This is a genomic window from Caulobacter sp. BE264 (genome assembly GCF_031457805.1).
Taxonomy (GTDB): domain Bacteria; phylum Pseudomonadota; class Alphaproteobacteria; order Caulobacterales; family Caulobacteraceae; genus Caulobacter.
Window position 1 is genome coordinate 631,405 of record NZ_JAVDXI010000001.1, and the last position, 26,771, is coordinate 658,175.

26 protein-coding genes are annotated in these 26,771 nt (G+C 64.7%); 24 read left to right on the forward strand and 2 right to left on the reverse strand.

Translation table 11 applies throughout. The features are described 5' to 3' along the window. The 8 genes from J2X45_RS03110 to J2X45_RS03145 all read left to right on the forward strand — a co-directional run bounded on the left by J2X45_RS03110 (window position 1) and on the right by J2X45_RS03145 (window position 7,724). Window positions 1-753, forward strand: a complete 753-nt coding sequence (locus J2X45_RS03110; RefSeq protein WP_310211199.1) for a biotin--[acetyl-CoA-carboxylase] ligase — start codon at window positions 1-3, stop codon at window positions 751-753. After that, the gene (locus tag J2X45_RS03115; RefSeq protein ID WP_310211203.1) at window positions 750-1,535 is read left to right on the forward strand and encodes a type III pantothenate kinase; all 786 of its coding nucleotides are present in this window, start codon (window positions 750-752) and stop codon (window positions 1,533-1,535) included. Before J2X45_RS03110 ends, J2X45_RS03115 begins: the two co-directional genes overlap by 4 nt. Continuing rightward, window positions 1,535-3,214 carry a ribonuclease J gene (locus J2X45_RS03120; protein WP_310211206.1) on the forward strand — a complete coding sequence of 560 codons (1,680 nt, stop codon included), beginning with the start codon at window positions 1,535-1,537 and terminating at the stop codon, window positions 3,212-3,214. Before J2X45_RS03115 ends, J2X45_RS03120 begins: the two co-directional genes overlap by 1 nt. Window positions 3,215-3,321: 107 nt before the next feature. Then, complete coding sequence (gene mce / locus J2X45_RS03125) at window positions 3,322-3,741, forward strand: methylmalonyl-CoA epimerase (protein WP_310211209.1); 420 nt, start codon at window positions 3,322-3,324, stop codon at window positions 3,739-3,741. Continuing rightward, on the forward strand, window positions 3,741-4,001 hold the full coding sequence (locus J2X45_RS03130) for a DUF1467 family protein (protein ID WP_310211212.1): 261 nt from the start codon (window positions 3,741-3,743) through the stop codon (window positions 3,999-4,001). Before mce ends, J2X45_RS03130 begins: the two co-directional genes overlap by 1 nt. 432 nt (window positions 4,002-4,433) lie before the next feature. Beyond that, window positions 4,434-5,765 (forward strand): proline--tRNA ligase, encoded by a 1,332-nt coding sequence (gene proS / locus J2X45_RS03135; RefSeq protein ID WP_310211215.1) that lies wholly within the window; start codon window positions 4,434-4,436, stop codon window positions 5,763-5,765. After that, entirely contained in the window at window positions 5,765-7,045 is a 1,281-nt protein-coding gene (locus J2X45_RS03140) for a lipoprotein-releasing ABC transporter permease subunit (protein WP_310211218.1), read from the forward strand. Before proS ends, J2X45_RS03140 begins: the two co-directional genes overlap by 1 nt. After that, the gene (locus tag J2X45_RS03145) at window positions 7,038-7,724 is read left to right on the forward strand and encodes an ABC transporter ATP-binding protein (protein ID WP_310211222.1); all 687 of its coding nucleotides are present in this window, start codon (window positions 7,038-7,040) and stop codon (window positions 7,722-7,724) included. The genes J2X45_RS03140 and J2X45_RS03145 overlap by 8 nt, the downstream gene beginning before the upstream one ends. Here the strand turns inward: J2X45_RS03145 and J2X45_RS03150 are convergent. Further along, a complete protein-coding gene (locus J2X45_RS03150) occupies window positions 7,721-8,680 on the reverse strand; it encodes a nucleoside hydrolase (RefSeq protein ID WP_310211224.1) in 960 nt (319 codons plus the stop codon). The genes J2X45_RS03145 and J2X45_RS03150 overlap by 4 nt on opposite strands. Window positions 8,681-8,844: 164 nt before the next feature. Between J2X45_RS03150 and sidA the strand changes: the two genes are divergently transcribed. The 3 genes from sidA to J2X45_RS03165 all read left to right on the forward strand — a co-directional run bounded on the left by sidA (window position 8,845) and on the right by J2X45_RS03165 (window position 12,819). Continuing rightward, the gene (sidA, locus tag J2X45_RS03155) at window positions 8,845-8,934 is read left to right on the forward strand and encodes a cell division inhibitor SidA (RefSeq protein ID WP_096051222.1); all 90 of its coding nucleotides are present in this window, start codon (window positions 8,845-8,847) and stop codon (window positions 8,932-8,934) included. A 35-nt stretch (window positions 8,935-8,969) separates the two neighbouring features. Continuing rightward, the gene (gene dnaE / locus J2X45_RS03160) at window positions 8,970-12,401 is read left to right on the forward strand and encodes a DNA polymerase III subunit alpha (RefSeq protein ID WP_310211229.1); all 3,432 of its coding nucleotides are present in this window, start codon (window positions 8,970-8,972) and stop codon (window positions 12,399-12,401) included. 67 nt (window positions 12,402-12,468) lie between these two features. Beyond that, complete coding sequence (locus J2X45_RS03165; RefSeq protein ID WP_310211232.1) at window positions 12,469-12,819, forward strand: GFA family protein; 351 nt, start codon at window positions 12,469-12,471, stop codon at window positions 12,817-12,819. Window positions 12,820-12,998: 179 nt separating this feature from the next. On the opposite strand, the gene J2X45_RS03170 is transcribed toward J2X45_RS03165, so the two are convergent. Continuing rightward, window positions 12,999-13,649 carry a haloacid dehalogenase-like hydrolase gene (locus tag J2X45_RS03170; protein ID WP_310211236.1) on the reverse strand — a complete coding sequence of 217 codons (651 nt, stop codon included), beginning with the start codon at window positions 13,647-13,649 and terminating at the stop codon, window positions 12,999-13,001. Between the two features lie 318 nt (window positions 13,650-13,967). Between J2X45_RS03170 and rpsB the strand changes: the two genes are divergently transcribed. The 13 genes from rpsB to lpxA all read left to right on the forward strand — a co-directional run bounded on the left by rpsB (window position 13,968) and on the right by lpxA (window position 26,768). Continuing rightward, window positions 13,968-14,774 (forward strand): 30S ribosomal protein S2, encoded by an 807-nt coding sequence (rpsB, locus tag J2X45_RS03175; RefSeq protein WP_310211239.1) that lies wholly within the window; start codon window positions 13,968-13,970, stop codon window positions 14,772-14,774. A gap of 139 nt (window positions 14,775-14,913) precedes the next feature. Further along, window positions 14,914-15,852 carry a translation elongation factor Ts gene (gene tsf, locus J2X45_RS03180; RefSeq protein ID WP_310211242.1) on the forward strand — a complete coding sequence of 313 codons (939 nt, stop codon included), beginning with the start codon at window positions 14,914-14,916 and terminating at the stop codon, window positions 15,850-15,852. A gap of 176 nt (window positions 15,853-16,028) precedes the next feature. Then, window positions 16,029-16,769: a UMP kinase gene (gene pyrH, locus J2X45_RS03185; RefSeq protein WP_310211245.1), complete on the forward strand. Its 741-nt coding sequence runs from the start codon at window positions 16,029-16,031 to the stop codon at window positions 16,767-16,769. A gap of 25 nt (window positions 16,770-16,794) precedes the next feature. Beyond that, window positions 16,795-17,361 (forward strand): ribosome recycling factor, encoded by a 567-nt coding sequence (gene frr, locus J2X45_RS03190; protein ID WP_310211248.1) that lies wholly within the window; start codon window positions 16,795-16,797, stop codon window positions 17,359-17,361. 51 nt (window positions 17,362-17,412) lie between these two features. Then, on the forward strand, window positions 17,413-18,192 hold the full coding sequence (gene uppS, locus J2X45_RS03195; RefSeq protein WP_310211251.1) for a polyprenyl diphosphate synthase: 780 nt from the start codon (window positions 17,413-17,415) through the stop codon (window positions 18,190-18,192). Next, on the forward strand, window positions 18,152-18,997 hold the full coding sequence (locus tag J2X45_RS03200; RefSeq protein ID WP_310212080.1) for a phosphatidate cytidylyltransferase: 846 nt from the start codon (window positions 18,152-18,154) through the stop codon (window positions 18,995-18,997). Before uppS ends, J2X45_RS03200 begins: the two co-directional genes overlap by 41 nt. Further along, entirely contained in the window at window positions 18,985-20,184 is a 1,200-nt protein-coding gene (gene dxr / locus J2X45_RS03205; RefSeq protein ID WP_310211254.1) for a 1-deoxy-D-xylulose-5-phosphate reductoisomerase, read from the forward strand. Before J2X45_RS03200 ends, dxr begins: the two co-directional genes overlap by 13 nt. A gap of 22 nt (window positions 20,185-20,206) precedes the next feature. Next, window positions 20,207-21,403 carry a M50 family metallopeptidase gene (locus J2X45_RS03210; protein WP_310211256.1) on the forward strand — a complete coding sequence of 399 codons (1,197 nt, stop codon included), beginning with the start codon at window positions 20,207-20,209 and terminating at the stop codon, window positions 21,401-21,403. Between the two features lie 17 nt (window positions 21,404-21,420). After that, window positions 21,421-23,784 (forward strand): outer membrane protein assembly factor BamA, encoded by a 2,364-nt coding sequence (gene bamA, locus J2X45_RS03215; RefSeq protein WP_310211258.1) that lies wholly within the window; start codon window positions 21,421-21,423, stop codon window positions 23,782-23,784. Window positions 23,785-23,786: 2 nt separating this feature from the next. Beyond that, on the forward strand, window positions 23,787-24,425 hold the full coding sequence (locus J2X45_RS03220) for an OmpH family outer membrane protein (RefSeq protein ID WP_310211260.1): 639 nt from the start codon (window positions 23,787-23,789) through the stop codon (window positions 24,423-24,425). A gap of 53 nt (window positions 24,426-24,478) precedes the next feature. Continuing rightward, window positions 24,479-25,504: a UDP-3-O-(3-hydroxymyristoyl)glucosamine N-acyltransferase gene (gene lpxD / locus J2X45_RS03225; protein WP_310211262.1), complete on the forward strand. Its 1,026-nt coding sequence runs from the start codon at window positions 24,479-24,481 to the stop codon at window positions 25,502-25,504. Next, entirely contained in the window at window positions 25,501-25,980 is a 480-nt protein-coding gene (gene fabZ / locus J2X45_RS03230; RefSeq protein ID WP_310211264.1) for a 3-hydroxyacyl-ACP dehydratase FabZ, read from the forward strand. The genes lpxD and fabZ overlap by 4 nt, the downstream gene beginning before the upstream one ends. After that, the gene (lpxA, locus tag J2X45_RS03235; RefSeq protein WP_310211266.1) at window positions 25,977-26,768 is read left to right on the forward strand and encodes an acyl-ACP--UDP-N-acetylglucosamine O-acyltransferase; all 792 of its coding nucleotides are present in this window, start codon (window positions 25,977-25,979) and stop codon (window positions 26,766-26,768) included. Before fabZ ends, lpxA begins: the two co-directional genes overlap by 4 nt. Window positions 26,769-26,771 lie beyond the last annotated feature (3 nt).

Genomic DNA, 26,771 nt, shown 5'->3' on the forward strand with positions numbered 1-26,771 from the left:
GTGACGGGCGTTTCGCCCGTCACTGTCCCCCCCATTGTCGTTCTAGACGAGATCGACTCGACCAACGCAGAAGCCCGGCGCCGGGCCGATGCCGGCGAGGCGGGCACTATGTGGCTTGTCGGTCTTCGGCAAACCGCCGGCCGCGGTCGTCGGGGACGCGCCTGGGAGACCGGCGAGGGCAATCTCGCCGCAACGCTCCTATTCCGAACCGACAGGCCGCCCGCCGAAGCGGCGCAAGTATCGTTTGTCGCTGCGCTTGCGGTCGCCGATTTGCTCGCCCGCTACGTTCCAAGCCACCTCATCAGCCTGAAGTGGCCGAACGACCCGCTGCTGGCCGGATTGAAGGTCAGCGGCATTTTGGTTGAGTCTGGCGCTTCGCCGTTGGGCGGCCTTTGGCTGGCGGTGGGGGTCGGGGTGAATCTTAAACGCAAGCCGATCGACGCCGAGCGTCCAGCGACCGCGATCGCCACCTATCTGGAGACGCCGCCATCGCCGCAAGAGGCCGCCGAGGTTCTGGCAGAAGCCTTTGAACGCTGGCTCCGCACCTGGGACGTCCTAGGTTTTCCCGCCATCGCCGACGCCTGGACCGCGCGCGCCCATGGGCTGGGCGAGCCTTGCGTCGCTCGTCTTGGGCATGAGACCGTCGAAGGGATCGCTGAAGCCCTCGACGCCGATGGCGCGCTCCGTCTGCGCCTGGCCGATGGAAGTCTTCGCCGGATCACCGCCGGCGACGTGTTTTTTGGAGGCGCTTGATGCTGCTGGCCATTGAGCAAGGCAACACCAACACCATGTTCGCCATCCACGACGGCGCGTCGTGGGTGGCGCAATGGCGCTCGGCGACCGAGAGCACGCGCACCGCCGACGAATATGTCGTCTGGCTCTCGCAACTGCTGTCGATGCAGGGGTTGGGTTTCCGGGCGATCGATGCGGTGATCATCTCCAGCGTCGTGCCGCAATCGATCTTCAACCTGCGAAATCTGAGCCGGCGCTACTTCAACGTCGAACCGCTGGTGATCGGCGAGAACGCCAAGCTGGGGATCGATGTCCGGATCGAAAAGCCCTCCGAGGCCGGCGCCGACCGCCTCGTCAACGCAATTGGCGCGGCGATGATCTATCCTGGGCCGCTGGTGGTGATCGACAGCGGCACCGCCACCACGTTCGACATCGTGGCGGCCGACGGGGCTTTCGAAGGCGGCATCATCGCGCCCGGCATCAACCTGTCGATGCAGGCGCTGCACGAGGCGGCGGCGAAGCTGCCGCGCATCGCTATTCAGCGGCCTGCGGGTAACAAGATCGTGGGAACTGACACGGTGTCCGCGATGCAATCTGGCGTCTTCTGGGGGTATATCTCCCTGATTGAGGGTCTCGTCTCGCGGATCAAGGCCGAGCGCGGCGAGCCCATGACCGTCATCGCCACAGGCGGCGTCGCCTCGCTGTTCGAAGGCGCCACCGACAGCATCGACCACTTCGACTCCGATCTCACGATCCGGGGTCTCCTCGAAATCTACCGCCGAAACACCATCTCCGAGACGTGATGAAAAAGTCCAAGAACGACGAGTTCGTCTTCCTGCCTTTGGGCGGGTCGAACGAGATCGGCATGAATTTCAATCTTTACGGCTTCGGGCCGGCGCACGATCGCAAGTGGATCGTTGTCGACCTGGGTGTGACGTTTGGCGACCAAACGACACCAGGCGTCGAGATCATCCTGCCGGACCCGACCTATATCGAGCCCTATGCCGACGATATTCTTGGGATCGTGCTCACGCACGCCCACGAGGATCACCTCGGAGCCGTGCACTGGCTCTGGCCGCGCCTGAAGGCGCCCGTGTTCGCCACGCCGTTCACGGCCTTCCTGCTGCGTGAGAAGCTGCGGGACGCCGATCTGTTGGGCGAGGTGCAGATCACCGAGGTCCCGCTGGGCGGCAGCTTCAAGCTGGGGCCGTTCGAGCTCGAGCTGATCACCCTGACCCACTCGATCCCGGAGCCGAACGGCCTGGCGATCAAGACGCCCTTGGGCACCGTGCTCCATACCGGCGACTGGAAGATTGATCCCGAGCCGCAGCTGGGCGCGCCGACCGACGAGGCCGCCATCCGCCGTCTTGGCGATGAAGGCGTGCTGGCCATGGTCTGCGACAGCACCAACGTCTTCCAGGAAGGCTCGGCCGGTTCCGAAGCCGATGTCCGAGAGGCGCTTGGAGCATTGATCAAGAGCCTCAGCGGCAAGATCGCCGTTGCCTGTTTCGCGTCGAACGTGGCGCGGATGGACACGGTGATCCGCGCGGCTCAGGCTTGTGGGCGCAAGGTCAGCCTCGCTGGTCGCTCTATGCATCGCATGGCGGCTGCGGCGCGGTCCGTCGGGCTGTTGGAAGGCCTGGAGCCGTTCATCAACGACGATCAGGCCAAGCATCTGCCCGAGAACGAGGTCCTCTATCTCTGCACGGGCAGCCAGGGCGAGGCGCGCGCGGCATTGTCGCGAATCGCCGATGGCAGTCATCCGCATGTGAAGATGGGTTCGGGTGATCACGTGATCTTCAGCTCGCGGGTGATCCCGGGCAACGAGATCCCGATCCGTAACCTGCAGAACAAGCTGGCCGACCGGGGGGTGCGCCTGCACACCGAGCGCGATACGCCGGGCATTCACGTGTCGGGCCACCCGTGCCGCGATGAGCTGCGCCAGATGTATGCCTGGGTTCGTCCGCACATCGCCGTACCGACCCACGGAGAGCGCCGCCACCTGATCGAGCACGCGGCCTTGGCCAAGGACCTCCAGGTGCCTCACGCCGTCAGCCCGCGTAACGGCGACATGGTGCTATTGGCGCCGGGGCAACCCGGGATCATCGATGAGGTCCCCGCGGGCCGCCTCTATGTCGACGGCGGCGTGGTCACGCCCGAGAACGGCGAGGCGCTGCGTGAGCGTCGCCACGCGGCGTTCAACGGCGTGCTGGCGGTGTCGATCGTGCTCGATGGCCGCAACAAGATCGTCTCCGGTCCACAGATCCGCGGCATCGGCCTGACGGGAGACGATGAATACAGCCTGGAAGATGCGCTGGACGACCTCTGCGAGGAGGCCGAGACCGCCTTCAAGAAGCTGGACGGCGACGCCCGCGAGATCGACGAAACGATCGAAGGCGCGATCTCCCGCGCCGTGAAGAAGGCCGCATTCCGTATCTGGGAACGTAAGCCTGTCGTCGAGACGACGGTCCTTCGGCTCTGACCTGTTGGGCGTCTGCGGCGGGTCCGTGGACGCCCCATCTTTCCGCGTTGCAGCACTGGTGCTAGGCCAACAGCCAACAACCAGAAAAGCAGCGGGAGTTCCTCCAGATGATCGGCAAGCTCAATCACGTTGGCGTCGCCACGCCGTCCATCGACGAGTCGGTGAAGATGTATCGGGACCTGCTCGGCGCCACGTCGATCACCGACAAGTGGGCGATGCCTGAGCAGGGGGTCTGGGTCTGCTTCGTCAATCTGCCCAACAGCCAGATCGAATTGATCGAGCCCTATGGCGAGAACTCTCCTATCCACGGCTTCCTGGCCAAGAATCCCAAGGGCGGCCAGCACCACATCTGCTTCGAGGTAGAGAACATCTACGAAGCGCGTGACGCGCTCGTGGCGAAGGGCGCGACGGTGCTGGGCGAGCCCCGCATTGGAGCGCACGGCACGTTGATCATCTTCGTCCACCCTAAGGACATGGGTGGCATGCTTGTCGAACTCATGGAAACGCCAAAGGACGCGCATCACTGATGAGCCCGATCACCTGGTTCGCGATCTACATGACCATCTGGTGGACCGTGCTGTTCGCGGTCCTGCCGCTGGGATCGCGCAGCTTCTTTGAAGCCGGGATCAAGCCGCCGCCGGGCGTCGAGCCCGGCGCGCCGATGAACCCGAACCTCAAGCGCAAGTTCATCACCACCACCTGGCTGTCCGCCGTGGTGTTCGCGCTGTTCTTCCTGATTGTGCACTTCAAGCTCATCACGCTTCCGGACCTGCCGGCGGCCGTGTGACGTGTGAATGCACAAGCCTTGAGCGGGGCGCGACCGATTTGCCTCCAAACGCTCAAGGCTTGGGCGAACGATCTCATTGTTAGCGCTTCCGGCGGATGGGCGTGCCCCACCACCTGTTCGGTCAGTAGGGTGTGTTCAGGAGATCGGCCTTGCCGGTCTCGCTCTGTGGCGTCTTCCCCGACGATGACTGACAGGCCGCGCGGCGATCCGCGCGGCCTCTCTTTTTCGCGGCCGGGGCCATAGTTTAGCCCGAAGCGCGACCGCAGAAGTGGCAGTGGTTTCTGCGATAGTCGCGCTTACAAGCTTGGATGGACGAGTCTGCTGATGCGGTTGAGATCAAAGATCTGAACCGGGAAGGCTCTACCGCGTTGCCAAGCTGTCGGGCGAGGGGCTATCTCAGGCCCTTCTTGAATTCCCGGAGTTTCCAAGCTGATGCGCTTGTCGCGCTATTTCCTGCCGGTGCTGAAGGAAGCGCCGTCCGACGCCCAGATCGTTTCGCATCAGCTGATGCTCCGCGCCGGCATGATCCGCCAGGAAGCGGCGGGCATCTACGCCTGGCTGCCGCTGGGCCTGCGGGTCCTGAACAAGATCGAGCAGATCGTCCGCGAGGAAATGGATCGCGCTGGCGCCATCGAGCTCCTGATGCCGACCATCCAGCTGGCCGAGCTGTGGCGCGAAAGCGGCCGCTACGACGACTACGGCGACGAGATGCTGCGCATCACCGACCGCCACAAACGCGAACTGCTGTTTGGCCCCACCGCAGAGGAAGTCGTCACTGACATCTTCCGCGCCTCGATCAAGAGCTACAAGGACCTCCCCAAGAACCTCTACAACATCCAGTGGAAGTTTCGGGACGAGCGCCGCCCGCGCTTTGGCGTGATGCGCGGCCGTGAGTTCTTCATGAAGGACGCCTACAGCTTCGACCTCGACGCCGACGGCGCGCGCAAGTCGTACAACCGGATGTTCGTGGCCTATCTGAACCTGTTCGCGCGGATGGGCCTGAAGGCCGTACCGATGCGGGCCGACACCGGTCCGATCGGGGGCGACCTTTCCCACGAGTTCATCGTCCTGGCCGAGACCGGCGAAAGCGCCGTCTTCTGCCACAAGGACCTTGTCGAGATGCCGGCGCCGGGGCCGGACCTCGACTGGATCAACGGCGACCTGCAGCCGATCGTGAACCAGCGCACCGCGCTCTACGCCGCGACCGAGGAAATGCACGACGAGGCGGCCTTCAACGCCCTGCCGGAAGCCGACCGCCTGTCGGCGCGGGGCATCGAGGTCGGTCACATCTTCTCGTTCGGCACGAAGTACTCCGAGCCTATGAAGGCCACCGTTCAAGGCCCCGATGGCCAGCAGGTCCCGGTGCAGATGGGCAGCTACGGGGTCGGCGTCTCGCGCCTGCTGGGCGCGATCATCGAGGCCAGCCACGACGAGGGCGGCATCATCTGGCCGGAAAGCGTCGCCCCGTTCGACGTCGGCATCGTCAACATGCGCCAGGGCGACGCCGCTTGCGACGCCGCCTGCGAGACCGCCTACAACGCGCTCAAGGCCGCCGGCCGCGACGTGCTCTATGACGACACCGACGCCCGCGGCGGCGCCAAGTTCGCGACCATGGACCTGATCGGCCTGCCCTGGCAGTTGATCGTGGGCCCGAAGGGCATCGCCGAGGGCGTGGTCGAGATCAAGAACCGCAAGACCGGTGAGCGGCATACCGCCTCGCTGGAGTCCGTTCTCGACGGCCTGACTAAGAGCAAGACTGCTTGATGAAAGACGCCCGCGCCGCCGGTCCCTTCAGCCGCTGGGAGCGCTCTGTCGCTCGCCGGTACCTGTTCGCCAAGCGCAAGAACGGCGGCGTGGCGCTGATCTCGATCATTTCGTTCAGCGCGGTGATGCTGGCGGTCTTCGCGCTCATCACCGTGATGAGCGTGATGAACGGCTTCCGGGCCGAGCTACTCGGGCGCATCCTCGGCTTCAACGGGCACCTCTACGCCCAGTCGCCGCTGATCAACGGGCCGGATCGCGACACCATCATCCGTCGGATCAAGGCCGCGCCCGGAGTCATCCAGGCCGCGCCGATGGTCGAGGCCCAGGCGATGGTGATCGGTCCCACCCAGGTGACCGGCGCGATCGTGCGCGGGGTGGCGACCAGCGACCTGCGGCACATGTCGCTGATCTCGGGCAACATCAAGAAGGGCTCGCTGGAAGGCTTTGGCCAGGGCGAGTACGGCGGCGACATCGTGCTGATCGGCGATCGCATGGCGCAGACCCTGGGCGTCCAGCCTGGCGATCCGATCACCGTGATCTCGCCTTCCGGACCGGCTACCGCGTTCGGCAGTTCGACGCGTGAGAAGAATTATATTGTCGGCGGGGTCTTCAGCGTTGGCATGAGCCAGTTCGACGAGGCGTTCATCTATATGCCTCTAGAGCAGGCCCAGCTGTTCTTCGGCCGCGACACCACGGTCGACTATGTGGAGATCAAGGTCGACGACCCTGACAAGGCCAAGGCGCTCAAGCCGGCGGTCGAGGTCGCGTCCGGCCCGGGCGCTCTGGTGAACGATTGGATGGACAAAAATCACAGCTACTTCACCGCGCTGCAGGTCGAGCGCAAGGTGATGCGGCTGATCCTGTTCTGCATCGTAGCGATCGCGACCCTGAACATCATCTCCAGTCTCGTCATGCTGGTGAAGAACAAGGGCAAGGATATCGCCATCCTGCGCACCATGGGCGCCAGCCAAGGCGCGGTGCTGCGGATCTTCCTGATGGCCGGGGCCTCGATCGGCGTTGCCGGCACCCTGTGCGGTCTGGCGCTGGGCGTTCTGTTCTGCGCCTACATCACCCCGATCCAGAACTTCGTGGAATGGGCCACAGGGACGTCCGTGTTCAACGCTGACGTCTACATGCTCTCGCACATCCCGGCGAAGATCGACTGGCGCGAGGTGGGCGGCATTGTTCTCGCCTCAGCGGCCATGAGCATCCTGGCCACCTTGCCGCCCGCCCTGCGCGCCTCGCGCCTCGATCCGGTGGAGGCGCTCCGCTATGAGTGATCCTGTTCTCGCCCTGCGCGGCCTGGAACGCGTCTACAAGACCGAAGCCGGCGATCTCCCCGTCCTGCGAGGGGTCGATCTGGACGTCTATCCCGGCGAGGTCGTCGGCCTGATCGGTCCGTCTGGCTCGGGCAAGTCGTCACTGCTGCATTCAGCGGGCTTGCTGGAGCGGCCGGATGCGGGCCTTGTGGCTCTTGAGGGGCGTGACTGCTCTAAGCTCTCGGAGCGGGCGCGCACGCGTATTCGCCTTGCCACCGTCGGCTTCGTCTATCAGTTTCATCACCTTCTGCCGGAGTTCTCCGCACTGGAGAACGTCGCCATGCCGCTGACCATCGCAGGCAAGAGCCGCCGTGAGGCCGAGGCACGGGCTAAAGAGCTTCTGGAGGGGCTTGGCCTTGGGCACCGTCTGAACCACCAGCCGGCCCAGATGTCGGGCGGCGAGCAGCAGCGTGTGGCCATCGCCCGGGCTCTGGCCAATCGTCCGAAGCTCCTGCTGGCCGACGAGCCGACGGGAAACCTGGATCCGGCCACCTCCAGCGCTGTGTTCCAGTCGCTCTATCAAGTCTGCCGCGAACAAGGCGTCGCGGCCGTGATCGCGACCCACAACATGGAGCTGGCGCGGTACATGGATCGCGTGGTCGCCCTCAAGGACGGCCATCTGGAAGTCCAGCGCGGCTAGAGCAGGGCGGCTCTCATCGCCGCGAAAAATCCCGCGCGATCGATCGACTTGATGACGCGGGCGTTTGGCGGACGGCGCTTCAGCGCCGGGTCGGCGATCTCAATGTCCGGCAGGATCGAATGTGAGACGCTCAGATAGCCTCGGGTGAGCTCGCCGATGGTCTCGACATCGACGGCGCAGTGCTCGGCGTCCAGGATCAGGCTCTCGTCAAGAGCGATCGCGCAGGTCAGCGCATCGGGATGCAGGCTGCCATCCAGGCCCTCGGTCTCGCGGGCGAAGGCGAGCGATGCGCGGTTCACATCGGTGAAGAAACGCGCCTTGTCGGTGCCTAGAGCGTGAAGCGCGTCCAGTTGCTGCGTCGTCCACAGCCCGTCCTTCAAGGTCAGGGTCCAGGTGGCGATGGAGAGGTTGAAACCGGCGTTGACGATGATCTTGGCCGCCTCGGGATCGGCGTAGAAATTGTACTCCGCCGCCGGCGTCACGTTGCCGACGCCATTGTCGGTGCCACCCATGACCCACAGGTGTTTCAGCGCCTTGGCGATGCGCGGCTCGCGCTGATAGGCGACGGCGATGTTGGTCAGAGGCGCCTGGGCGATGAGGGTGATCTCGCCGGGGGCGGCCATGATCCGCCGAACCAGCTCGTCGACCGCGTGGCCGTCTGCGGGACGCTGCGCCGTCTTCGCAAAGCCGTTGTCGCTCATGCCATCGCGACCGAACACATAGGCGGCGTCCAGGGGCGCGCGCATCAGAGGGAACTGGGCCCCCGGATAGACCGGAACCTCGCCGGCCCGCCCGCAGCGCTCCAGCGTGACCAGCGCGTTCTCGGCGTGCTGCTCGAAGCCCACATTGCCGTGCGCGATGGTGATGGCCTCGAGCTGCACCCCCGGACGGGTGAGGGCGAGCATCAGGGAGAACACATCGTCTCCCGCCGTGTCGGTGTCGATAATCAGACGCATGGCGCTGATCTGGCCGACTCCGCGGGGCTTGGCCACTTGTTTCAAGGCCCGCTGGGGCCTGACCGTGGTTTGCGCGAAGAAAATGCAACAGAGCGCGATGGAACATCTTGTGAACAGAACAAAACCGGAATACGGAACAAAACAAGAAATCTGTGGAGGTTCCGATGATCCGTGTAGCGCGTGAGTCTTTGGCCCTTGTTTCCGTCGTCGGCTTCGTCTGGATGATGTGCACGGTGGCCAATCTCGTGGCCTGAGTCGCCGGTTGGCGATGATCTAGCGGAGGGCGCTCATGTCGGACGGGGAGGGGCAAGGTTTCGTCCACCTGCGGGTCCGCTCGGCCTATTCGCTGCTGGAAGGCGCCATCAAGGCAGACCAGATCGGCAAGCTGGCCGCCGAGGCCAAGATGCCGGCCGCCGGCCTTGCTGACCGCGCCAACCTGTTCGGGGCGCTTGAATACTCCTCCTACGCCAAGGATGCGGGCGTGCAGCCCATCATCGGCTGCGCCATTCCAGTGGTCGGCATCGGCGGCGGCCCCACCGAGCGCTGGGCTCGAGCGCCGACCATCATGTTGCTGGCCCAGAACGAGCGGGGCTATCTCAACCTCTCCGAACTGTCTTCGATCGCCTATCTCGACAGCGCCGAGTTGCCGGAGCCTGTCGTTCCTTGGGCGAAGGTGGCTGAGTACAGCGAGGGGCTGATCCTGCTGTCGGGCGGCACGGACGGGCCGGTCGATGCGCTATTCGCCGCCGGCAAGACCGCCGAGGCCTCGGCGGCCCTGGCCGAGATGCATCGCGTGTTCGGCGACCGCTTCTATGTCGAACTGCAGCGCCACGGACTTCCGCGCCAGGCGGCGGCGGAGCCCGGTCTCGTCAACTGGGCGTATGACCAGGACGTGCCGCTGGTGGCGACCAACGACGTCTATTTCGCCAAGCCGGGGTTCTACGACGCCCACGACGCGCTGCTGTGTATCTCCGACGGCGCGTTTGTTGGTCAGGACGAGCGTCGGCGCGTCACGCCTGAGCATTGGTTCAAGCCGGCGGACGAGATGCGCAAGCTGTTCGCCGATCTGCCTGAGGCCTGCGACAACACCCTCGATATCGCCCGGCGCTGCGCCTTCATGGTGCACAAGCGCGACCCGATCCTGCCCAGTTTCCCGACGGGCGACGGCCGCAACGAGGCCGAGGAACTCGAGCATCAGGCGCGCGAAGGCCTGAAGATGCGCCTTGAGGGACTGACCCTGTCGGCGCCCGAGGAAGAGTATTGGAAGCGGCTCGATTTTGAGCTCGGCATCATCAAGAAGATGGGCTTCCCGGGCTACTTCCTGATCGTTTCGGACTTCATCAAGTGGGGTAAGGCGCACGGCATCCCGGTCGGTCCGGGGCGGGGCTCGGGGGCGGGCTCGCTGGTGGCGTGGGTGCTGACCATCACCGACCTTGATCCGCTGCGGTTCGGCTTGCTGTTCGAGCGCTTCCTCAATCCCGAACGGGTTTCGATGCCCGACTTCGACGTCGACTTCTGTCAGGAGCGGCGCGAAGAGGTGATCTCCTATGTGCAGGAGAAGTACGGCCGCGATCGCGTGGCTCAGATCATCACCTTCGGCTCGCTGCAGGCGCGCGCCGTACTGCGCGACGTCGGGCGCGTGATGCAACTGCCGCTGGGTCTCGTCGACCGGCTCTGCAAGATGGTGCCCAACAACCCCGCCGCGCCGGTGACCCTGGCCCAGGCGATCGATCTGGAGCCGCGGCTCAAGCAGGCCAAGAAGGAAGACGCCAACGTCTCGGCGTGCCTGGATGTGGCGCTGCAGTTGGAGGGCCTCTTCCGTAACGCCTCGACCCACGCCGCCGGCGTGGTGATCGGCGATCGGCCGCTGACGCAGTTGACCCCGCTCTACAAGGATCCGCGCTCGGATCTGCCTGCCACCCAGTTCAACATGAAGTGGGTCGAGAGCGCGGGCTTGGTGAAGTTCGACTTTCTGGGCCTGAAGACGCTGACGGTGCTGGACCGCGCCGTAAAGCATCTCAAGAAGCGCGGTTTCGAGATCGATCTTGGCAAGCTGCCCTTCGACGACTCGAAGACCTACGAGTTGCTCGCCTCTGGCCAGACGGTCGGCGTGTTCCAGCTGGAAAGCCAGGGCATGCGCGACACGCTGCGCAAGATGCGCTGCGGCTCGATCGAGGAGATCACCGCGCTGATCTCGCTTTATCGTCCGGGACCGATGGACAACATCGACACCTTCGTCGACTGCAAGTTCGGTCGGAAGCCTGTCGACACCCTGCACCCCTCGCTCGAGACGGTGCTGAAGGAGACCTACGGCGTCATCGTCTATCAGGAACAGGTGATGCAGATCGCCCAGATCCTGGCGGGTTACAGCCTGGGCGAGGCCGACCTGCTCCGCCGCGCCATGGGCAAGAAGAAGAAGGAGGAGATGGATCTCCAGAAGATCCGTTTCGTCTCCGGCGCCAAGGAGAAGGGCGTCCCCGAGGAGCAGTCCGGCTCGATCTTCGAACTGGTCGCCAAGTTCGCTGGCTACGGCTTCAACAAGTCGCACGCCGCCGCCTACGCCTTCATTTCGTACCAGACCGCCTGGCTGAAGGCGAACACGCCCGTAGAGTTCTTCGCCGCGTCGATGAGCCTCGACTTGTCGAACACCGACAAGCTGGCGGTTTTCCACCAAGACGCGCGGCGGTTTGGGATCACGGTGCGCGCGCCGGATGTGAATCGGTCCGGCGCTGACTTCGAGGTCGAGAACGGCGAGGTGCTCTACGCGCTGGGCGCCATCCGCAATGTCGGCCTTGAGGCGATGAAGCATTTGGTGGCGGTGCGCGAGGAGGGCGGGCCGTTCCGCGACATCTTCGACTTTGTCGAGCGCATCGACCCCAAGCAGGTCAACAAGCGGGCGATCGAAAACTTGGCGCGGGCCGGCGCTTTCGACTCGATCCACAAGAACCGCGCCCAGATCGTCGCCTCGGCCGACGTCCTGATCGCCCATGCCCAGCGCTGCCACGCCGATCGCCAGGGCGGGCAGGGCGGCCTGTTCGGCTCCGACCCCGGCGCCGGTCGCCCGCGTCTGTCCAAGACCGAGAACTGGAACCAGGTCGATCTTCTGGATGAGGAACTGTCGGCCGTCGGTTTCTATCTGACCGGTCACCCGCTGGAAGACATGGTCGGCATGCTGCGACGCCGCCGCACCGTCATGCTCGCCGAGGCCATGGCCCAGGCCGAAGCTGGGGCGGAAGCCTTCCGGATGTGCGGTGTCGTGCGCCGTCGCCAGGAGCGGGCCTCGCAAAGCGGCGAGAAATTCGCCTTCGTCTCGCTGTCTGATCCCACCGGCGAGTACGAGGTGCTGTATCCGCCGGAATCCTTGCGTAAATGCCGGGATGTCCTTGAGCCTGGCAAGGCCGTGACGATCAAGGTTCGCGCCAAGGCGCGTGACGGCGAGGTGCGCTTCTTTGGCGACGACGCCGAACCGATCGAGAAGGCGGTGGAGAATGTCGTGGCGGGGCTGCGGGTCCACCTGTCGCCGTCCGCCGCAGAGATTGACGCCTTGAAGCGTCGCCTTGAACCCGCCCAGGCCCAGAAGGGCGGCGAGGTCACCTTCGTCGCGGCGATTGGCGGCGGCCGGGAGATCGAGCTGCGGCTGCCTGGGCGTTACACCCTGGATGCGGCTCTGCGTGGCGCGTTGAAGACCGCGCCCGGTGTGGCGCTGCTGGAGGACGTCTAGGAATATTTTCCTAGATCTCTGTTTTCGCTGATAGGCTGCGCTCAAGGGTGCGGGGAGGGAGGAAGGGTTGTCGCGACATCAGGGCGGATGCCAATGCGGTCAGGTTCGGTTCGCAGTCGAGCTCGAGCTTGATAACGCCATTCAGTGCAACTGCTCGCGGTGCGGCAAGCTGGGCTCGGTGCTGGCCTTCGCAGACTCAGCGTCCTTTGCGCTGGAGCGAGGCGAGGACTCGCTGACGGAGTTTCGGTTCAATACCCACAAGGTGGCCCACCTCTTCTGTCGCACCTGCGGTATTCAATCGTTCGGACGGGGAACCGCGCCGAACGGCCAGGACGTCATCGCCGTGAACCTGCGGTGCCTGGACGGCGTTGATGTGTTTGCGCTTAAGCCGCAGCCTGTGGACGGAAAGTCCTTCTAGCAAAAGCGCTTCGCGATCCCGCGCCGTCGCTTCTCGGCGTCGACGCCAGGGGGCCGTCAGGGCGGGCGTTGGAGCGAGGGCCACGGCGCCTTGGGATGTCCTCGGGCCTTAAAGCCCCCGGCGCCTCGATCCCGGGATCCGTGAGGCGCTGACTGTTTGTCGTGACAGGGATGGGGGCCCTACCAAGCCGCCGCCCGGGCGTTCCGCAAACCGGCGCGGAGCAGTTTTCGCTCCGCCGCCTTGCCGCCCTTGACGATCACCGGCCGCTCGGCGGCGCGCAACAGCGGCAGATCATCCAGGCTGTCGGTATAGGCGTACGCCCAGTGCGCGCCATGGCCCGCTTGCGCGAGGGCCTGGCATTTTCGCTGATGACGACAGTGTATATCCGCGACCCAGCCTCCCATGACCGGCTTAAGCGATGTTCCGAGCAGTTCAACAGGACGGTCGAGCGTGTCGAGCAGGGCCCTAGCCAGGCAGGTCGGCGCCGCCGTGACGACCACGATACGATCGCCAGCTCGGGCATGATCCTCCAGAACGCGCAGAGCTTGCGACTTCCAGCCCAGGCTGTTGGTTCCGTCTTTGAAAGACCGCGCGAAGCGTTCGCACGACGTGACAAGTTGGCGCTCGGTAAGGCCGACCGTGGAGATCCAGAGCAGCATCGACGCTCCGGTTCGGCGGGTGCTGGGCAGGGCTACCATCGGGAGCGCGAAAGGCAGAACCGCCAGCGCGGCCAAGAGGCGAAGCGGTGATTGCTTTGCCCGCTCCCACAACCAGGTGGCGGTCGAGTCGCCGTCGAGCAGCGTGCCGTCCATGTCGAACACCGCGAGCATACCCATCTCCGCTGCGCTATAAGCGTCAGCATACAGCCATGGTCCCGTGGAGGATTTGCGACATCGTCGGCGCTTTCTGTGGACGAACGCGGTCAGGTTGGCGCGGCGGATCGCCCCAAGGAAGGATGATGTTGCGGCTTACGACCCAAGAGCGGGCTTGCCTTTTCGTCCAACAGCGACTATCTGCGCGGCCATTCCACACGTGGACGTTCGGCAGCAACGGGGAGACATCCCGGTGACGCCGTTCCGGTCCCGCTCCAGAATGGTCTGGGTCGGGGGTGTCCACGGAGGTTCAACCGGAAAAAGGACAAAGGCCCGATGGCTCTTCCCGAATTCTCCATGCGTCAGCTCCTGGAAGCCGGCGCTCACTTCGGCCACCAGACTCACCGCTGGAACCCGAAGATGGACCGCTACATCTTCGGTTCGCGCTCGAACATCCACATCATTGACCTGTCGCAGTCGATCCCGCTGCTGCACCAAGCCCTGGTGAAGGTCCGTGAAGTCGCCGCCGCCGGCGGTCGCGTGCTGTTCGTCGGCACCAAGCGTCAGGCCAGTGACCCGGTCGCCACCGCCGCCAAGCGCTGCGCCCAGTACTACGTGAATCACCGCTGGCTCGGCGGCACCCTGACTAACTGGCGCACCGTCTCGGGCTCGATCGCTCGTCTGCGCGAACTGGAAGGCGTCCTGGCCGGCGAAGCTCAAGGCCGTTCCAAGAAGGAACTGCTGCAGCTGACCCGCGAGCGGGACAAGCTGGAACTGTCGCTGGGCGGCATCAAGGACATGGGCGGCATCCCCGACATCATGTTCGTGATCGACACCAACAAGGAAGCGATCGCGATCCTAGAAGCCCGCAAGCTGAATATCCCGGTCGTCGCCATCCTCGACACCAACTGCGATCCGGACGGCATCACCTACCCGATCCCGGGCAACGACGACGCCGCCCGCGCCCTGCAGTTGTACTGCGACTTGATCGCCGACGCTGTCCTGGACGGTCTGGCCGCTGGCCAAGCCGCCGCCGGCGTTGACCTGGGCGCTTCGGTTGCTCCGGTCGAGCCGGCCCTGGCCCGCGAAATGGCTCCGGAAGCTCCGGCCGCCGAAGCGGCTCCGGAATCGGCCGAAGGCTGATTTCCAACGTGTCCTCGCTCCGCGCGGGGACCGTCGCGACCCTGACATGGGACCGGGCTAAATAGCCCGGTCCCAACTCTTTATCGATTTGGCGAGCTAACAAGCTCGGTCGCCAACCGTTTGAATCTGGAGATTTTCGATGGCTGAGATCACCGCCGCCCTCGTCAAGGAACTGCGCGAAAAGTCCGGCGTCGGCATGATGGACTGCAAGAAGGCGCTGGCTGAAAACAACGGCGACATCGAAGCGTCCATCGACTGGCTGCGCGCCAAGGGCCTGTCCAAGGCCGCCAAGAAGGCTGACCGCGCCGCCGCCGAAGGCCTCGTCGCGATCGCCACCGCCGAGCAAGGCGCGGGCGAGACCGCCACGGCCGTCGAAGTGAACGCCGAAACCGACTTTGTGTCGCGCAACGACCTGTTCCAGGGCGCCGCCCGTCAGATCGCCGGCGCTGCGCTCGGCACCGACGGTTCGGTCGACGCGATTACCGCCGCCAAGCTGGCCGGCGGTGAGACCGTACAGGACCACCTGACAAACCTGATCGCCACGATCGGCGAGAACATGATGGTGCGTCGCGCCGCCAAGTGGTCGGTCGAGAACGGCGTCGTCGCCTCGTACATCCACAACGCCACCGCGCCGGACCTCGGCCGTATCGGCGTGCTGGTGGCCGTCGAGTCGACCGGCGACAAGACCGCCCTGCGCGAGCTGGGTCGCAAGATCGCGATGCACGTCGCCGCGACCTCGCCGCTGTCGCTGTCGCCGGACGATCTGGACCCGGCCGCCATCGAGCGTGAAAAGGCCGTGTTCACCGAGCAGGCGCTGGAGTCGGGCAAGCCCGCCGCCGTCGTCGAGAAGATGATCGAAGGCCGTATCCGCAAGTTCCTGGAAGAAGTCGTGCTGCTGAAGCAAGCCTTCGTCATGAACCCGGACCAGACCGTCGAGCAACTGGTCGCCGAAACCGCCAAGACCCTTGGCGCTCCCGTTGCCGTGAAGGGCTTCACGCGCTTGGCTCTCGGCGAAGGCGTCGAGAAGAAGCAAGACGACTTCGCGGCTGAAGTCGCCTCGATGACCGGTCAGGCCTAAGGCCTGATCCCGGCGCCCGATGGCGTCGGATCGAGAAATTGGGCGCGGCGCGTTTGACGCGCGCCGCGCCCTTTTCACGCCTGCCATCCGGCGTACGCACCTTGGTTGGCAAAACCCATCCCACTTCTGTAGAACGCACGTAATGTGCGTGCCGACGACTCAGGAATAGCGGTCCCATGTCCGATACCAGCGCGCCCCAGAAATATCGCCGCATCCTGCTGAAAGTGTCCGGCGAGGTCCTGATGGGCGACACGCCCTACGGGATCGACACCAACACGGTGCAATCTGTCGCTGAAGACGTCGCCGAAATCGTCAAGTCGGGCGTCGAGCTTTGCCTGGTCATCGGCGGTGGCAACATCTTCCGCGGCATGGCCGGGGCCGCCAAGGGCATGGAACGCTCGAGCGCTGACTACATGGGCATGTTGGCCACGGTGATGAACGCGCTGGCCATGCAGGATGCGCTTGAGCGCATTGGCGTGCAAACCCGCGTGCAGTCGGCGATCCCGATGGCCACGGTCTGCGAGCCCTATATTCGTCGCCGCGCCCAACGCCACCTTGAGAAGGGACGCGTGGTCATCTTCGCCGCTGGGACGGGCAACCCGTTCTTCACGACCGACACCGCCGCCGCCCTCCGCGCCGCAGAGATGCAGTGCGACGCTCTGTTCAAGGGCACGAGCGTCGATGGCGTCTACACCGCCGATCCCAAGAAGGATCCGACCGCTCAGCGCTATGATCGCCTGAGCTATATGGATGTCCTGGCCAAGGATCTCCGCGTCATGGACGCTTCGGCTGTGGCGCTGATGCGCGACAGCAGTATTCCGATCGTGGTCTTCTCGATCAAAGGGCGCGGCAATTTGCTGACGGTCCTGCGAGGTGAGGGGACCCACACCGTGGTCGCCGAAGACCGCGCCGCCTGAAATCAAGTCTAGCGAGGAGAGCCACATGGCCGCCGCCGAAAAACCCGTCCTGTCGCGCTATCGCGACCGCATGGACAAGGCCGTTTCCGCCCTGAAGGAAGAGTTCGGCAGCCTGCGCACCGGTCGCGCCTCGGCCAGCCTGCTCGACCAGGTCATGGTTGAGGCCTATGGCTCCACGACGCCGCTGAACGCGGTGGCTTCGGTCAGTGTGCCCGAGCCGCGCCAGATCAACGTCAGCGTCTGGGATCGCGGTGTCGTGGTCTCGGTCGAGAAGGCCATCCGCGCCTCGGGCCTGGGGCTGAACCCTGTGGTCGAAGGCCAGAACCTGCGCATCCCGATCCCGCCGCTGACCGAAGAGCGCCGCCGGGACCTGCAGAAGATCGCCGGCAAATACGCCGAGCAGCAGAAGATCGCCGTACGTAACGTCCGTCGCGACGCCAATGACGACCTCAAGAAGGCCGAGAAGGACGGGGCCATCGCTGAGGACGAGCGCAAGAAGATGGAAACCGAGGTCCAGAAGATGACCGACGAGGCCATCAAGCGGATCGACGAGGCCTTGAAAACCAAGGAACATGAGATCATGCAGGTTTAATCGCCCGCCTCGCGAGTTTTGATGGGGAGCGAAGAGGGAAGGTTGAAGCGAATGCCGGCGACCACCGGTCCGCAGGATGTTTCGGGGCGCGCCGGGGGGCAGCCGTCCACGGACCGCCTGCACGTGGCCATTATCATGGATGGCAACGGCCGCTGGGCGAAGCAGCGAGGCATGCCGCGCGTGCTGGGGCATCGCGCGGGGGTCAACGCTCTCAAGCGCACCGTCGAGGGCGCTCAGAACCAGAATGTCGGCGTTCTGACGGTGTTCGGGTTCTCGACTGAGAACTGGCGGCGTCCCGCTCAGGAGGTTTCCGAGCTCATGAGCCTGCTGAAGGCCTATGTCGAATCGGACCTGGAACGTCTGGCCAAGGCCGGGGTGCGCGTTCGCATCATCGGACGACGCACGGGCCTGTCTGCTGACATCGCCGAGGTGATCGAACGCGCTGAGCGGCGCACGGCGCAAAACTCTGAGTTCGTGCTTCAGGTCGCCTTCAACTACGGCGGGCAGGCCGATATCACCGATGCGGCGCGTGCGTTCGCCGAGCAGGTGGAGCGCGGCGAGGCCAAGGCCTCCGACCTCACTGAAAAGACTTTCGAACAACTCTTGTCGACAGCCTCGGCGCCGCCGCCCGACTTGATCGTCCGCACGAGCGGCGAGCGTCGGATCTCAAACTTCTTGTTGTGGGACTGCGCCTACGCCGAGCTCGTCTTCCAGGACGTTCTCTGGCCCGACTATGGACCCGAAGCGCTTGCGGCGGCCATCGCCGAGTATCGCGGCCGTGACCGCCGTTATGGAGGGGTCGCTGCCGATGACGTCGCCGTCGCCGGCTAAGCGCTTCAACTGGAGCAATCTTAGAACGCGCGTGGTCTCGGCGACCGTGCTCGTTCCCACCGTCGTGGCCGCAGTCTGGCTTGGCGGCTATTGGTTCATGGCTCTAGCCCTGGTCTGCGTTGGGCTGCTCGCCCGCGAGTGGGGCAAGATCAGCGCGCCAAAGGCGCCGAACGCGGTCGGCGCCGTTGTCGGTGTCTTCTGCGGCATCGCGGTGATCGCGGCGTTCTTTCAGCAGTTCCTTATCGCCTGGGCGGTTGTTCTGGCGGGCTCGTTCCTGGCGGGGCTCATCGCGCGCGGTGCGGTCGAGCGGCGCGCCGACGCCGCCTATGGCGTCGTCTATATCGCGCCCGCAGTAATCGCTCTGGTCTGGGTGCGTTCGCTGGAGGACGGGCTCTGGTGGACCTTGCTGCTCTTCGTGGTGACCTGGTTCGCTGACATTTTCGCTTATGTCGCAGGCAGCATCTTCAAAGGTCCGAAGCTTTGGCCTCGGATCTCGCCGAACAAAACCTGGGCGGGGTTTGTTGGTGGCCTTGCAGCCTCCACGATCGGCGCCGTCGTTGTCGCGTCATTGGCCAAGCTCAATCTGATTTGGCCTGTCGCGGCGCTTATAGGCCTGTTGGGCGGTCTGGCGACAATGGCCGGCGATCTATGGGAGTCGATGCTCAAGCGTCGTTTTGGCGTCAAGGACAGCGGAGACCTGATCCCGGGGCACGGGGGACTGCTGGATCGCGTGGACGGGCTGATGTTCGCCGCCATCGTGATCGCCGCTGTGCGCCTGGTTGATCACATCGGATGGCCGCAGTGATCTCGCCCCGAACGGTGGCGGTGCTGGGCTCGACCGGATCGATCGGCCTTTCGACCCTGAGCCTCTTCGAAGAGTCCGGGGCGCCAGTGCAGATCCTGGCGCTGGCCGCCGGTCGAAACGTGCAGCGCTTGATCGAACAGGCGAGGCGTTGGAAGCCCACCCTGGCGGTGATCGAAGACGAGAGCCTTCTTGACCAGTTGAGGTCCGGGCTGGCTGGAACAGGCGTTAAGGCGGCCGCCGGCTCTGCGGCGGTGAGCGAAGCCGCCGCCATGGGCGCAGATTGGGTCATGTCGGCGATCGTCGGCGCGGCGGGCCTTGCGCCCACAGTCGCAGCGGCGCGCACCGGAGCCGTTGTCGCACTGGCCAACAAGGAAAGCCTTGTTTGCGCCGGGCCGGCGTTGCTCGCGATCGCCAAGGCGGCGGGCGGCGCGGTCATCCCCGTCGATTCCGAGCACTCCGCGATCTTCCAGGTGCTGCAGCCTGACTGCGCTCACCGCGTGTCACGGCTAATCCTGACGGCCTCCGGCGGGCCGTTCCGGACGTGGGATCGGGCGGCGATGGCGCGCGCCACGCCCGAACAGGCGATCGCTCATCCCAACTGGTCGATGGGCGCCAAGATTTCGGTCGATTCCGCGACCATGATGAACAAGGGCCTCGAGATGATCGAGGCGTCGTATCTGTTCTCAACGCCGGAAGACCGGGTCGACGTCGTGATTCATCCGCAGTCGGTGATCCATAGCCTAGTGGAGTACGTCGACGGCTCCACGTTGGCTCAACTGGGCCCGCCGGATATGCGCGCTCCGATCGCTTGCGCTTTCTCGTGGCCCGATCGGCTGCCATGGCCCGCGCCGCGCCTTGATCTTGCCGCCTACGGCCAACTGACTTTCGAATCGCCCGACTTGGATCGGTTCCCCTCGATTGGGATCGCGCGTGAAGCGCTACGTCTGGGCGGGGCCGCACCGGCGGCGATGAACGCCGCCAATGAAGTCGCTGTGGCTGCTTTCCTTGACCGCCGTATCGGGTTTCTCGATATTGCCGGCGCGGTGGCGGGGACCCTCGAGCGCATGAACAGCTTGGGTGATCTCTCCGTCTCTGAGGGCGACGCTGTCGAGAGCGCTATGTTGATCGATGGCAGCGCTCGCCGCATTGCGGCCGAGGTTGTCGCGCAGAAGCGTCTGCGGGCCTGACCGGGGAGAGTATTTTCGCGCGATGATCGGCTTTCTGATCATGCTTGTGTCGCTGGTGTTCGTGTTGTCCGTCGTGGTGACGGTGCACGAGCTCGGACACTATTGGGCTGCGCGCGCTTGCGGCGTGGCTATCGAGCGCTTTTCTATCGGCTTTGGCGCGCCGCTGATCTCGTGGCGCGACAAGCAGGGCGTCGAATGGTGTGTGGCGTCGATACCGCTCGGTGGCTACGTCCGCTTCGCAGGCGACGAGAACGCCGCTAGCGTGCCCGATCAGAACGACCTCGATGCGATGCGGAACGAAATCCGCCGGCGCGAAGGCGACGAGGCGGTCAATCGCTACTTCCATTTCAAACCGGTCTGGCAACGCGCCTTCATCGCCGTGGCTGGCCCCATGGCGAACTTCATCCTGGCGATCCTGGTCTTCGCCGTGATCCTGGTGTCTTTCGGGGCCCAGAAGACCTCGACAACCGTTGGAGAAGTCGTCGCCGGCACGCCGGCCGCTGTCGCGGGTTTCAAGCCAGGCGATGTGATCCTACAGGCGGATAACCGCAAGATTCGATCGTTCCAGGACATTCAGGGCTATGTGGCTTTGCGGGCCAACTTGCCGATCGACTTCGCGGTCGAGCGTGAGGGGCGCACTGTGCATCTCACCGCCACGCCGCGTCTCGTGGAGCGCCAGAATGAAATCAGCGGCCGCGTGAAGGTCGGCGAACTGGGCCTGCGAAGCGCAACCGGCGGTCGTTTTGAGCGCTCGTCGTTGCTCAGCGCCATCCCGGACGCGACGGTCGAGGTCTGGGACATGATCAAGACCATCGCCTTCTATCTCGGTCGGCTCCTGATGGGACAACTCCCTGCAGACCAGATCAGCGGGATCATCGGCATTGGCCATACGGCGGGCGCTGTCACTAACGGGGTGGTCGAGCAGGCGCCGAACGGGAAGGCCCTCGCAATTGGGCTGCTGTATTCGCAGTTCTGGTTGATCGCGAGCCTGTCGGTCAGCATCGGCTTCATGAACCTGTTGCCGATACCTGTTCTCGATGGCGGCCACCTTGTGATGTACGCCTATGAGGCCGTTGCGAAACGGCCGCTGCGGGCGGAGTTCCAAGCCGCTGGCTTCCGCGCGGGGCTTGCCTTGATCCTGGGTTTCATGCTGTTCGCGGCATGGAACGACCTCAACCGCTACGACGTGTTCAAATTCATCGGCGGGCTTTTCACGTGAACGCCCGTCCTCCGTCCATGATTGGTCAAATGAACAAACTTCGCGCCCAAAGCGCCGCGTTCGCCACGGGTATGGCGCTGCTCCTCGGCTCGACGGCCCTGGTGGCGCCGCAGCAGGCTTTCGCCCAAGCGGCCCAGACGAGCGTGGTCCAGCGCATTCTGGTGCAGGGCAACGAGCGGATCGAGCAAGGCACGGTGTTGTCCTATCTGCCGATCCAACCGGGCGATACGGTCGATTCCCAGCGGCTCGATCTGGCGCTGAAGACACTGGCCCGAACCGACCTTTTCGCGGACGTGAAGATCGACATGGTGGGTGGCGATCTTGTCGTAAAGGTCGTCGAGAACCCGATCATCAATCAGGTCGTCTTCGAGGGGAATTCGTCCCTGAAGGAAGACAAGCTGAAGGACGAGGTGCAGATTCGTCCGCGCGGCATCTTCACGCGCGCCAAGGTCCAGGCTGACGTCCAGCGTATCATTGAGCTCTATCGCCGTTCCGGCCGCATTTCGGCGACGGTGACGCCCAAGGTGGTCGAGCTGCCGCAGAAGCGCGTCGACCTCGTGTTCGAGATCAGCGAAGGCGCCAAGAGCGGCGTGCTCGGCATCAATTTCCTGGGTAACGCCGAGTTCTCCGACAACGACCTCCGGGACGTGATCGTCACCAAGGAGAGCCGCTGGTACAAGATCCTGACCAGCAACGATAACTACGACCCCGACCGGATCGAGTACGACCGCGAGCAACTGCGCAAGCACTATCGCAATCGCGGCTATTTTGATTTCCGCGTGGTTTCGTCCGTCGCCGAGCTCGCGCCGGACAAGAACGGCTTTGCGGTCACCTACACGCTCGAGGAAGGGCCCAAGTACAAGTTCGGCAAGATCACCGTCGAAACCGAGCTGAAGAAGCTGGACGGCAATCTGCTGGCCCAGATCCTGCCCGTTCGCACCGGTCAGCTCTATGAGGATGAGCGGATCGAGCAGGCCACGGACGCGCTGACGTTCGCCGCCGGCGCGGCCGGTTTCGCCTTCGTGGACGTGCGCCCGCGCTATGTTCCCAACCGCGAGACCAAGACGGTCGACGTCGTGTTCCAGGTTCGTGAAGGGCCGCGCGTCTATGTCGATCGCATCGACATCGTCGGGAACACCCGTACGCTCGACTATGTTCTTCGCCGCGAGTTGGAGGTCGCCGAGGGCGACGCGTACAATCGTGTCCTGGTCGACCGATCCAAGAACAACATGCGTCGCCTCGGCTTCTTCAAGGAAGTCGAGATCGAGGACGCGCCCGGTTCCGCGCCCGATCGCACCAGCCTCCGCGTCAAGGTCGAGGAGCAGCCCACCGGCGAACTCTCGTTCAGCGCGGGCTACAGCTCGATCGACAAACTGGTGCTCGACGTCGGCATCACCGAGCGCAACTTCCGCGGCCGCGGCCAGAATCTGCGCGCCCGGGCGTCGGTGGGTTCGTTGCGCCAGCAGATCGACTTCGGTTTCAGCGAGCCGCGCTTCCTCGGCCGCAATCTGGTCGCCGGCGTGAACCTCTACACCTTCCGCTACGATCTTTCGGAGTACGCGGCCTACGACACCAAGTCGATCGGCGGCGACGTTCGGTTCGGCTTCCCGCTGACCAACGACGCCTCGATGAGCCTGCGCTACACGGTGCGTCAGGACGAGGTGAGCGTCGCCGACAGCCTCTGCACCAGCGGCTCGGTCTCGCAGATCCTCTGCTTGCAGCGGGGCGCCTACATCACCTCGCTGATCGGCTATGGTCTGCGCATCGACAAGCGGAACGATCCGATCAACCCGACCCGCGGCTGGTTCGCCGATCTGAACCAGGACCTCGCCGGCGTCGGCGGCGACGTGAAGTACCTCAAGACCGAGGCCGATGCGGGCTGGTACTGGGGCTTCACCAAGGATCTGGTGTTCAGCGCGACCGGCTCGTTCGGTTACATCGAGGGCTGGGGCGGCGACAATGTTCGCATCAACGACCGCTTCTATCGCGGCGGCACCTCGTTCCGCGGTTTCGAGATCGCCGGTATCGGTCCGCGCGATATCTCGAGTTCCTACAATTCGATGGGCGCGAAGCTCTACGCCATCAGCACCTTCGAGCTGACCGTGCCAACCTTCCTTCCTGAGCAGTATGGCATCAAGGCCGCCCTGTTCAGCGATGTGGGTACGGCTGGTCTGTTGGATGACGTGGATCGTCAGAAGTCGCCTGGCGTCTTCGATCCGAACATCCGGGATAACCTTGGCCTGCGTGCCTCGGCGGGTATCTCGATCGACTGGAAATCCCCCATGGGCCCCATTCGCTTCGACTTCAGCCGCATTCTGTCCAAGGAAAGCTACGACCGAACCGAAACGTTCCGGTTCTCCACCTCCACAAGGTTCCAATAAACATGTCCAAGTTCCTGTCCGCGGCCGCCTCCAGCGTTGTCGCGCTCGCCATCGCGACCAGCGCCTCGGCCCAGACGGCTCCGGCCGCCCCGCCGGCCGCCCCCGCCGTGACGCATGGCCCTGCGCTGCCGGGCGTCTGTATCTTCTCAAGCCCCCGCGCCGTGGGCAGCTCGCAGGTCGGCAAGGCCGTCGATGCGCGCCTGAAGACCATCATCCAACAGGTGAACGCCGAACTGACCGGCGAGCGCACCGCGCTGGACAATGAAGCCAAGGCCCTGGACGCCAAGAAGGCGACCATCGCGCAAGACGCTCTTGAGCAGCAAGCCGCGACCCTGCAAGCCAAGGCGAACGCCTGGCAGCGCAAGGGTCAGCTTCGTCAGAAGGAAGTCGAAGCCACCGAACAGAAGGCCCTGTCGCGCGTCTATTCTGAGCTGAACACGCCGATCCAGCAGGTCTACCAGGCCCAGAAGTGCAGCATCCTGCTGGACCGCGAGTCCGTGATGCTGGCCAACCCGGCCATGGACATCACCGACGCGGTCGTGGCCGCCCTGGACGCGCGCATCAAGACGCTGACCTTCGATCGTGAGCGTCTGGACCAGCAAGTCCCGGGCGCCGCGGCGCTGCAACCGACGAACAGGTAAGCGAATCGTCCCCCGCGTGGTTACGTAGGGGGACCTTTTCGTCGTGAGGAACCATGCCGGACCCGCGTTTCTTTGATAGCCTGGGTCCGGCTTTGCTTTCCGAGTTGGCCCAGGCGAGCGCCGCCGAACTGGCGGATGTTTCCCTGGCCGACAGACGTATCGCCTATGTCGCCCCACTCGATACTGCGGACGGGCAGGCGGTCACCTTCTTCTCCGACATCAAGCGGAAAGATGCCGCTTCAGCGACCCGGGCCGGCGCGTGCTTCGTGCGGGCCGAGCACAAGGATCTCCTGCCCGCGACATGCGCCGTGTTGGTCACCGCGCGGCCACAGGCCGCCTGGGCCGCCGCCGCTAACCGCCTGCACGCGCCGCGCCGTCACCAGGCTGGGGCGGCGGCTCTTCATCCCGATGCGATGCTTGAGACCGGCGTAGAGCTATCGCCGAATGTGACGATCGGGCAGGATGTCCGGATCGGGCGAGGCACGCGGATCGGCCCTGGCGCGGTGATCGGGCCCGGCGTTCTGATCGGCCGCGATTGCCGCATCGGCGCCAACGCGGTCATTGGGTTCGCGCTGCTAGGCGACGGCGTATCGATCTCTGCTGGCGCTGTCGTTGGCGAAGCGGGCTTTGGCGCTGCGCTTGGCCCACGGGGCATGGTGGATCTTCCGCAGCTCGGACGCGTCGTCATTCAGGACAACGTGACGCTGGGGGCCAATAGCTGCGTCGATCGCGGCGCCTTTGAAGATACGATCATCGGCGAGAACACCAAGATCGACAATCTGGTCCATGTCGCGCACAACGTCCGTATCGGGCGCAATTGCGTACTGGCGGCCTACACCGGCATTTCGGGCAGCACCGTCGTCGGCGACGGCGTCGCCTTCGGCGGCAAGGCCGGGGTGGCCGATCATTTGAACATTGGCTCGGGCGCGAGCATCGGGGCCGCCGCCTCGGTGTTCAAGGACGTGCCGGACGGTGAAACTTGGACGGGATTCCCCGCGCGGCCGCTGAAGCGGTGGCTCAGGGAGACCGCGTGGCTGTCGCGCATGGCGGGCGGTCGAGGCACGAGGGGCAGACCATGAGCGACAACGCCGAGCAAGCGGTGCAGACCGATATCGACATCGCGGAGATCCTGGCGCGTATCCCGCACCGCTATCCTTTCCTGCTCGTCGACCGGGCCGAAGCCTACACGCCCCACCAGTCGATCGTCGGCATCAAGTGCGTGACGATCAACGAGCCGTTCTTCCAGGGCCACTTCCCGGGCAACCCGGTCATGCCGGGCGTGCTGATCATTGAGGCCCTCGCCCAAACCGGCGCGGTGCTGATGAGCAAGTCGCTGGAGGTCGACACCGAGGGCAAGACGATCTTCTTCATGTCGGTCGACAACGCCCGCTTCCGCAATCCCGTGCGCCCCGGCGACGTGATCCGCATGGAAGTCGAGGTGGTGCGCGCGCGGTCCTCGATCTTCAAGTTCAAGGGCGTGGCCAAGGTCGGCGACAAGGTCGCCGCCGAGGCTGAATTCGCCGCCATGGTCGTCGAGACGGGGCCCAAGGCATGACCATTCACCCCACCGCCATCATCGCACCCGAAGCCAAGCTCGCGCCGGACGTCGAGGTCGGGCCCTACAGCATCGTGGGTCGGGATGTGACGCTGGCGGCTGGTGTGCGCCTGCTCTCCCACGTGGTGGTTGAGGGCGCGACGACGATCGGCGAAGGGTGCGTCGTTCATCCGTTCGCTAACCTCGGCGGTCCCCCGCAGCACCTGGGCCACAAGGGTGAGCGCACCGAACTGATCATCGGTCCGCGCAATATCATCCGCGAACACGTGACCATGCACACCGGCACAGCCTCCGGTAGGGGCATGACCACGATCGGATCCGATGGCCTCTACATGGTCGGCTCCCACGTCGCCCACGACTGCGCGGTCGGTGACTTCGTCGTGCTGGCGAAAGGGGCGACGCTGGGGGGGCACGTCACCATCGGAGACTACGTGTTCATGGGCGGCTTGGCCGCCGCGCACCAATTCTCCCGCATTGGCCGCTACAGCTTCATCGGCGGTCTCGCCGCAGTGACCAAGGATGTCATTCCGTATGGTTCGGTGTGGGGCAATCACGCGCACCTCGAGGGCCTGAACCTCGTGGGCCTCAAGCGTCGTGGTTTCCCGCGCGAGACCATCAATGCGCTACGGGCGGCCTACCGCCTCATGTTCGCGGACGAGGGCACCTTCCAGGAGCGCCTCGACGACGTTGTCGAGATCCACGCCGGCAACGCCGAGGTGATGGAGATCGTCGATTTCATCCGCGCCGACGCCAATCGCCCGCTCTGTTTGCCGGAGCGGGAGGTCTAGGGT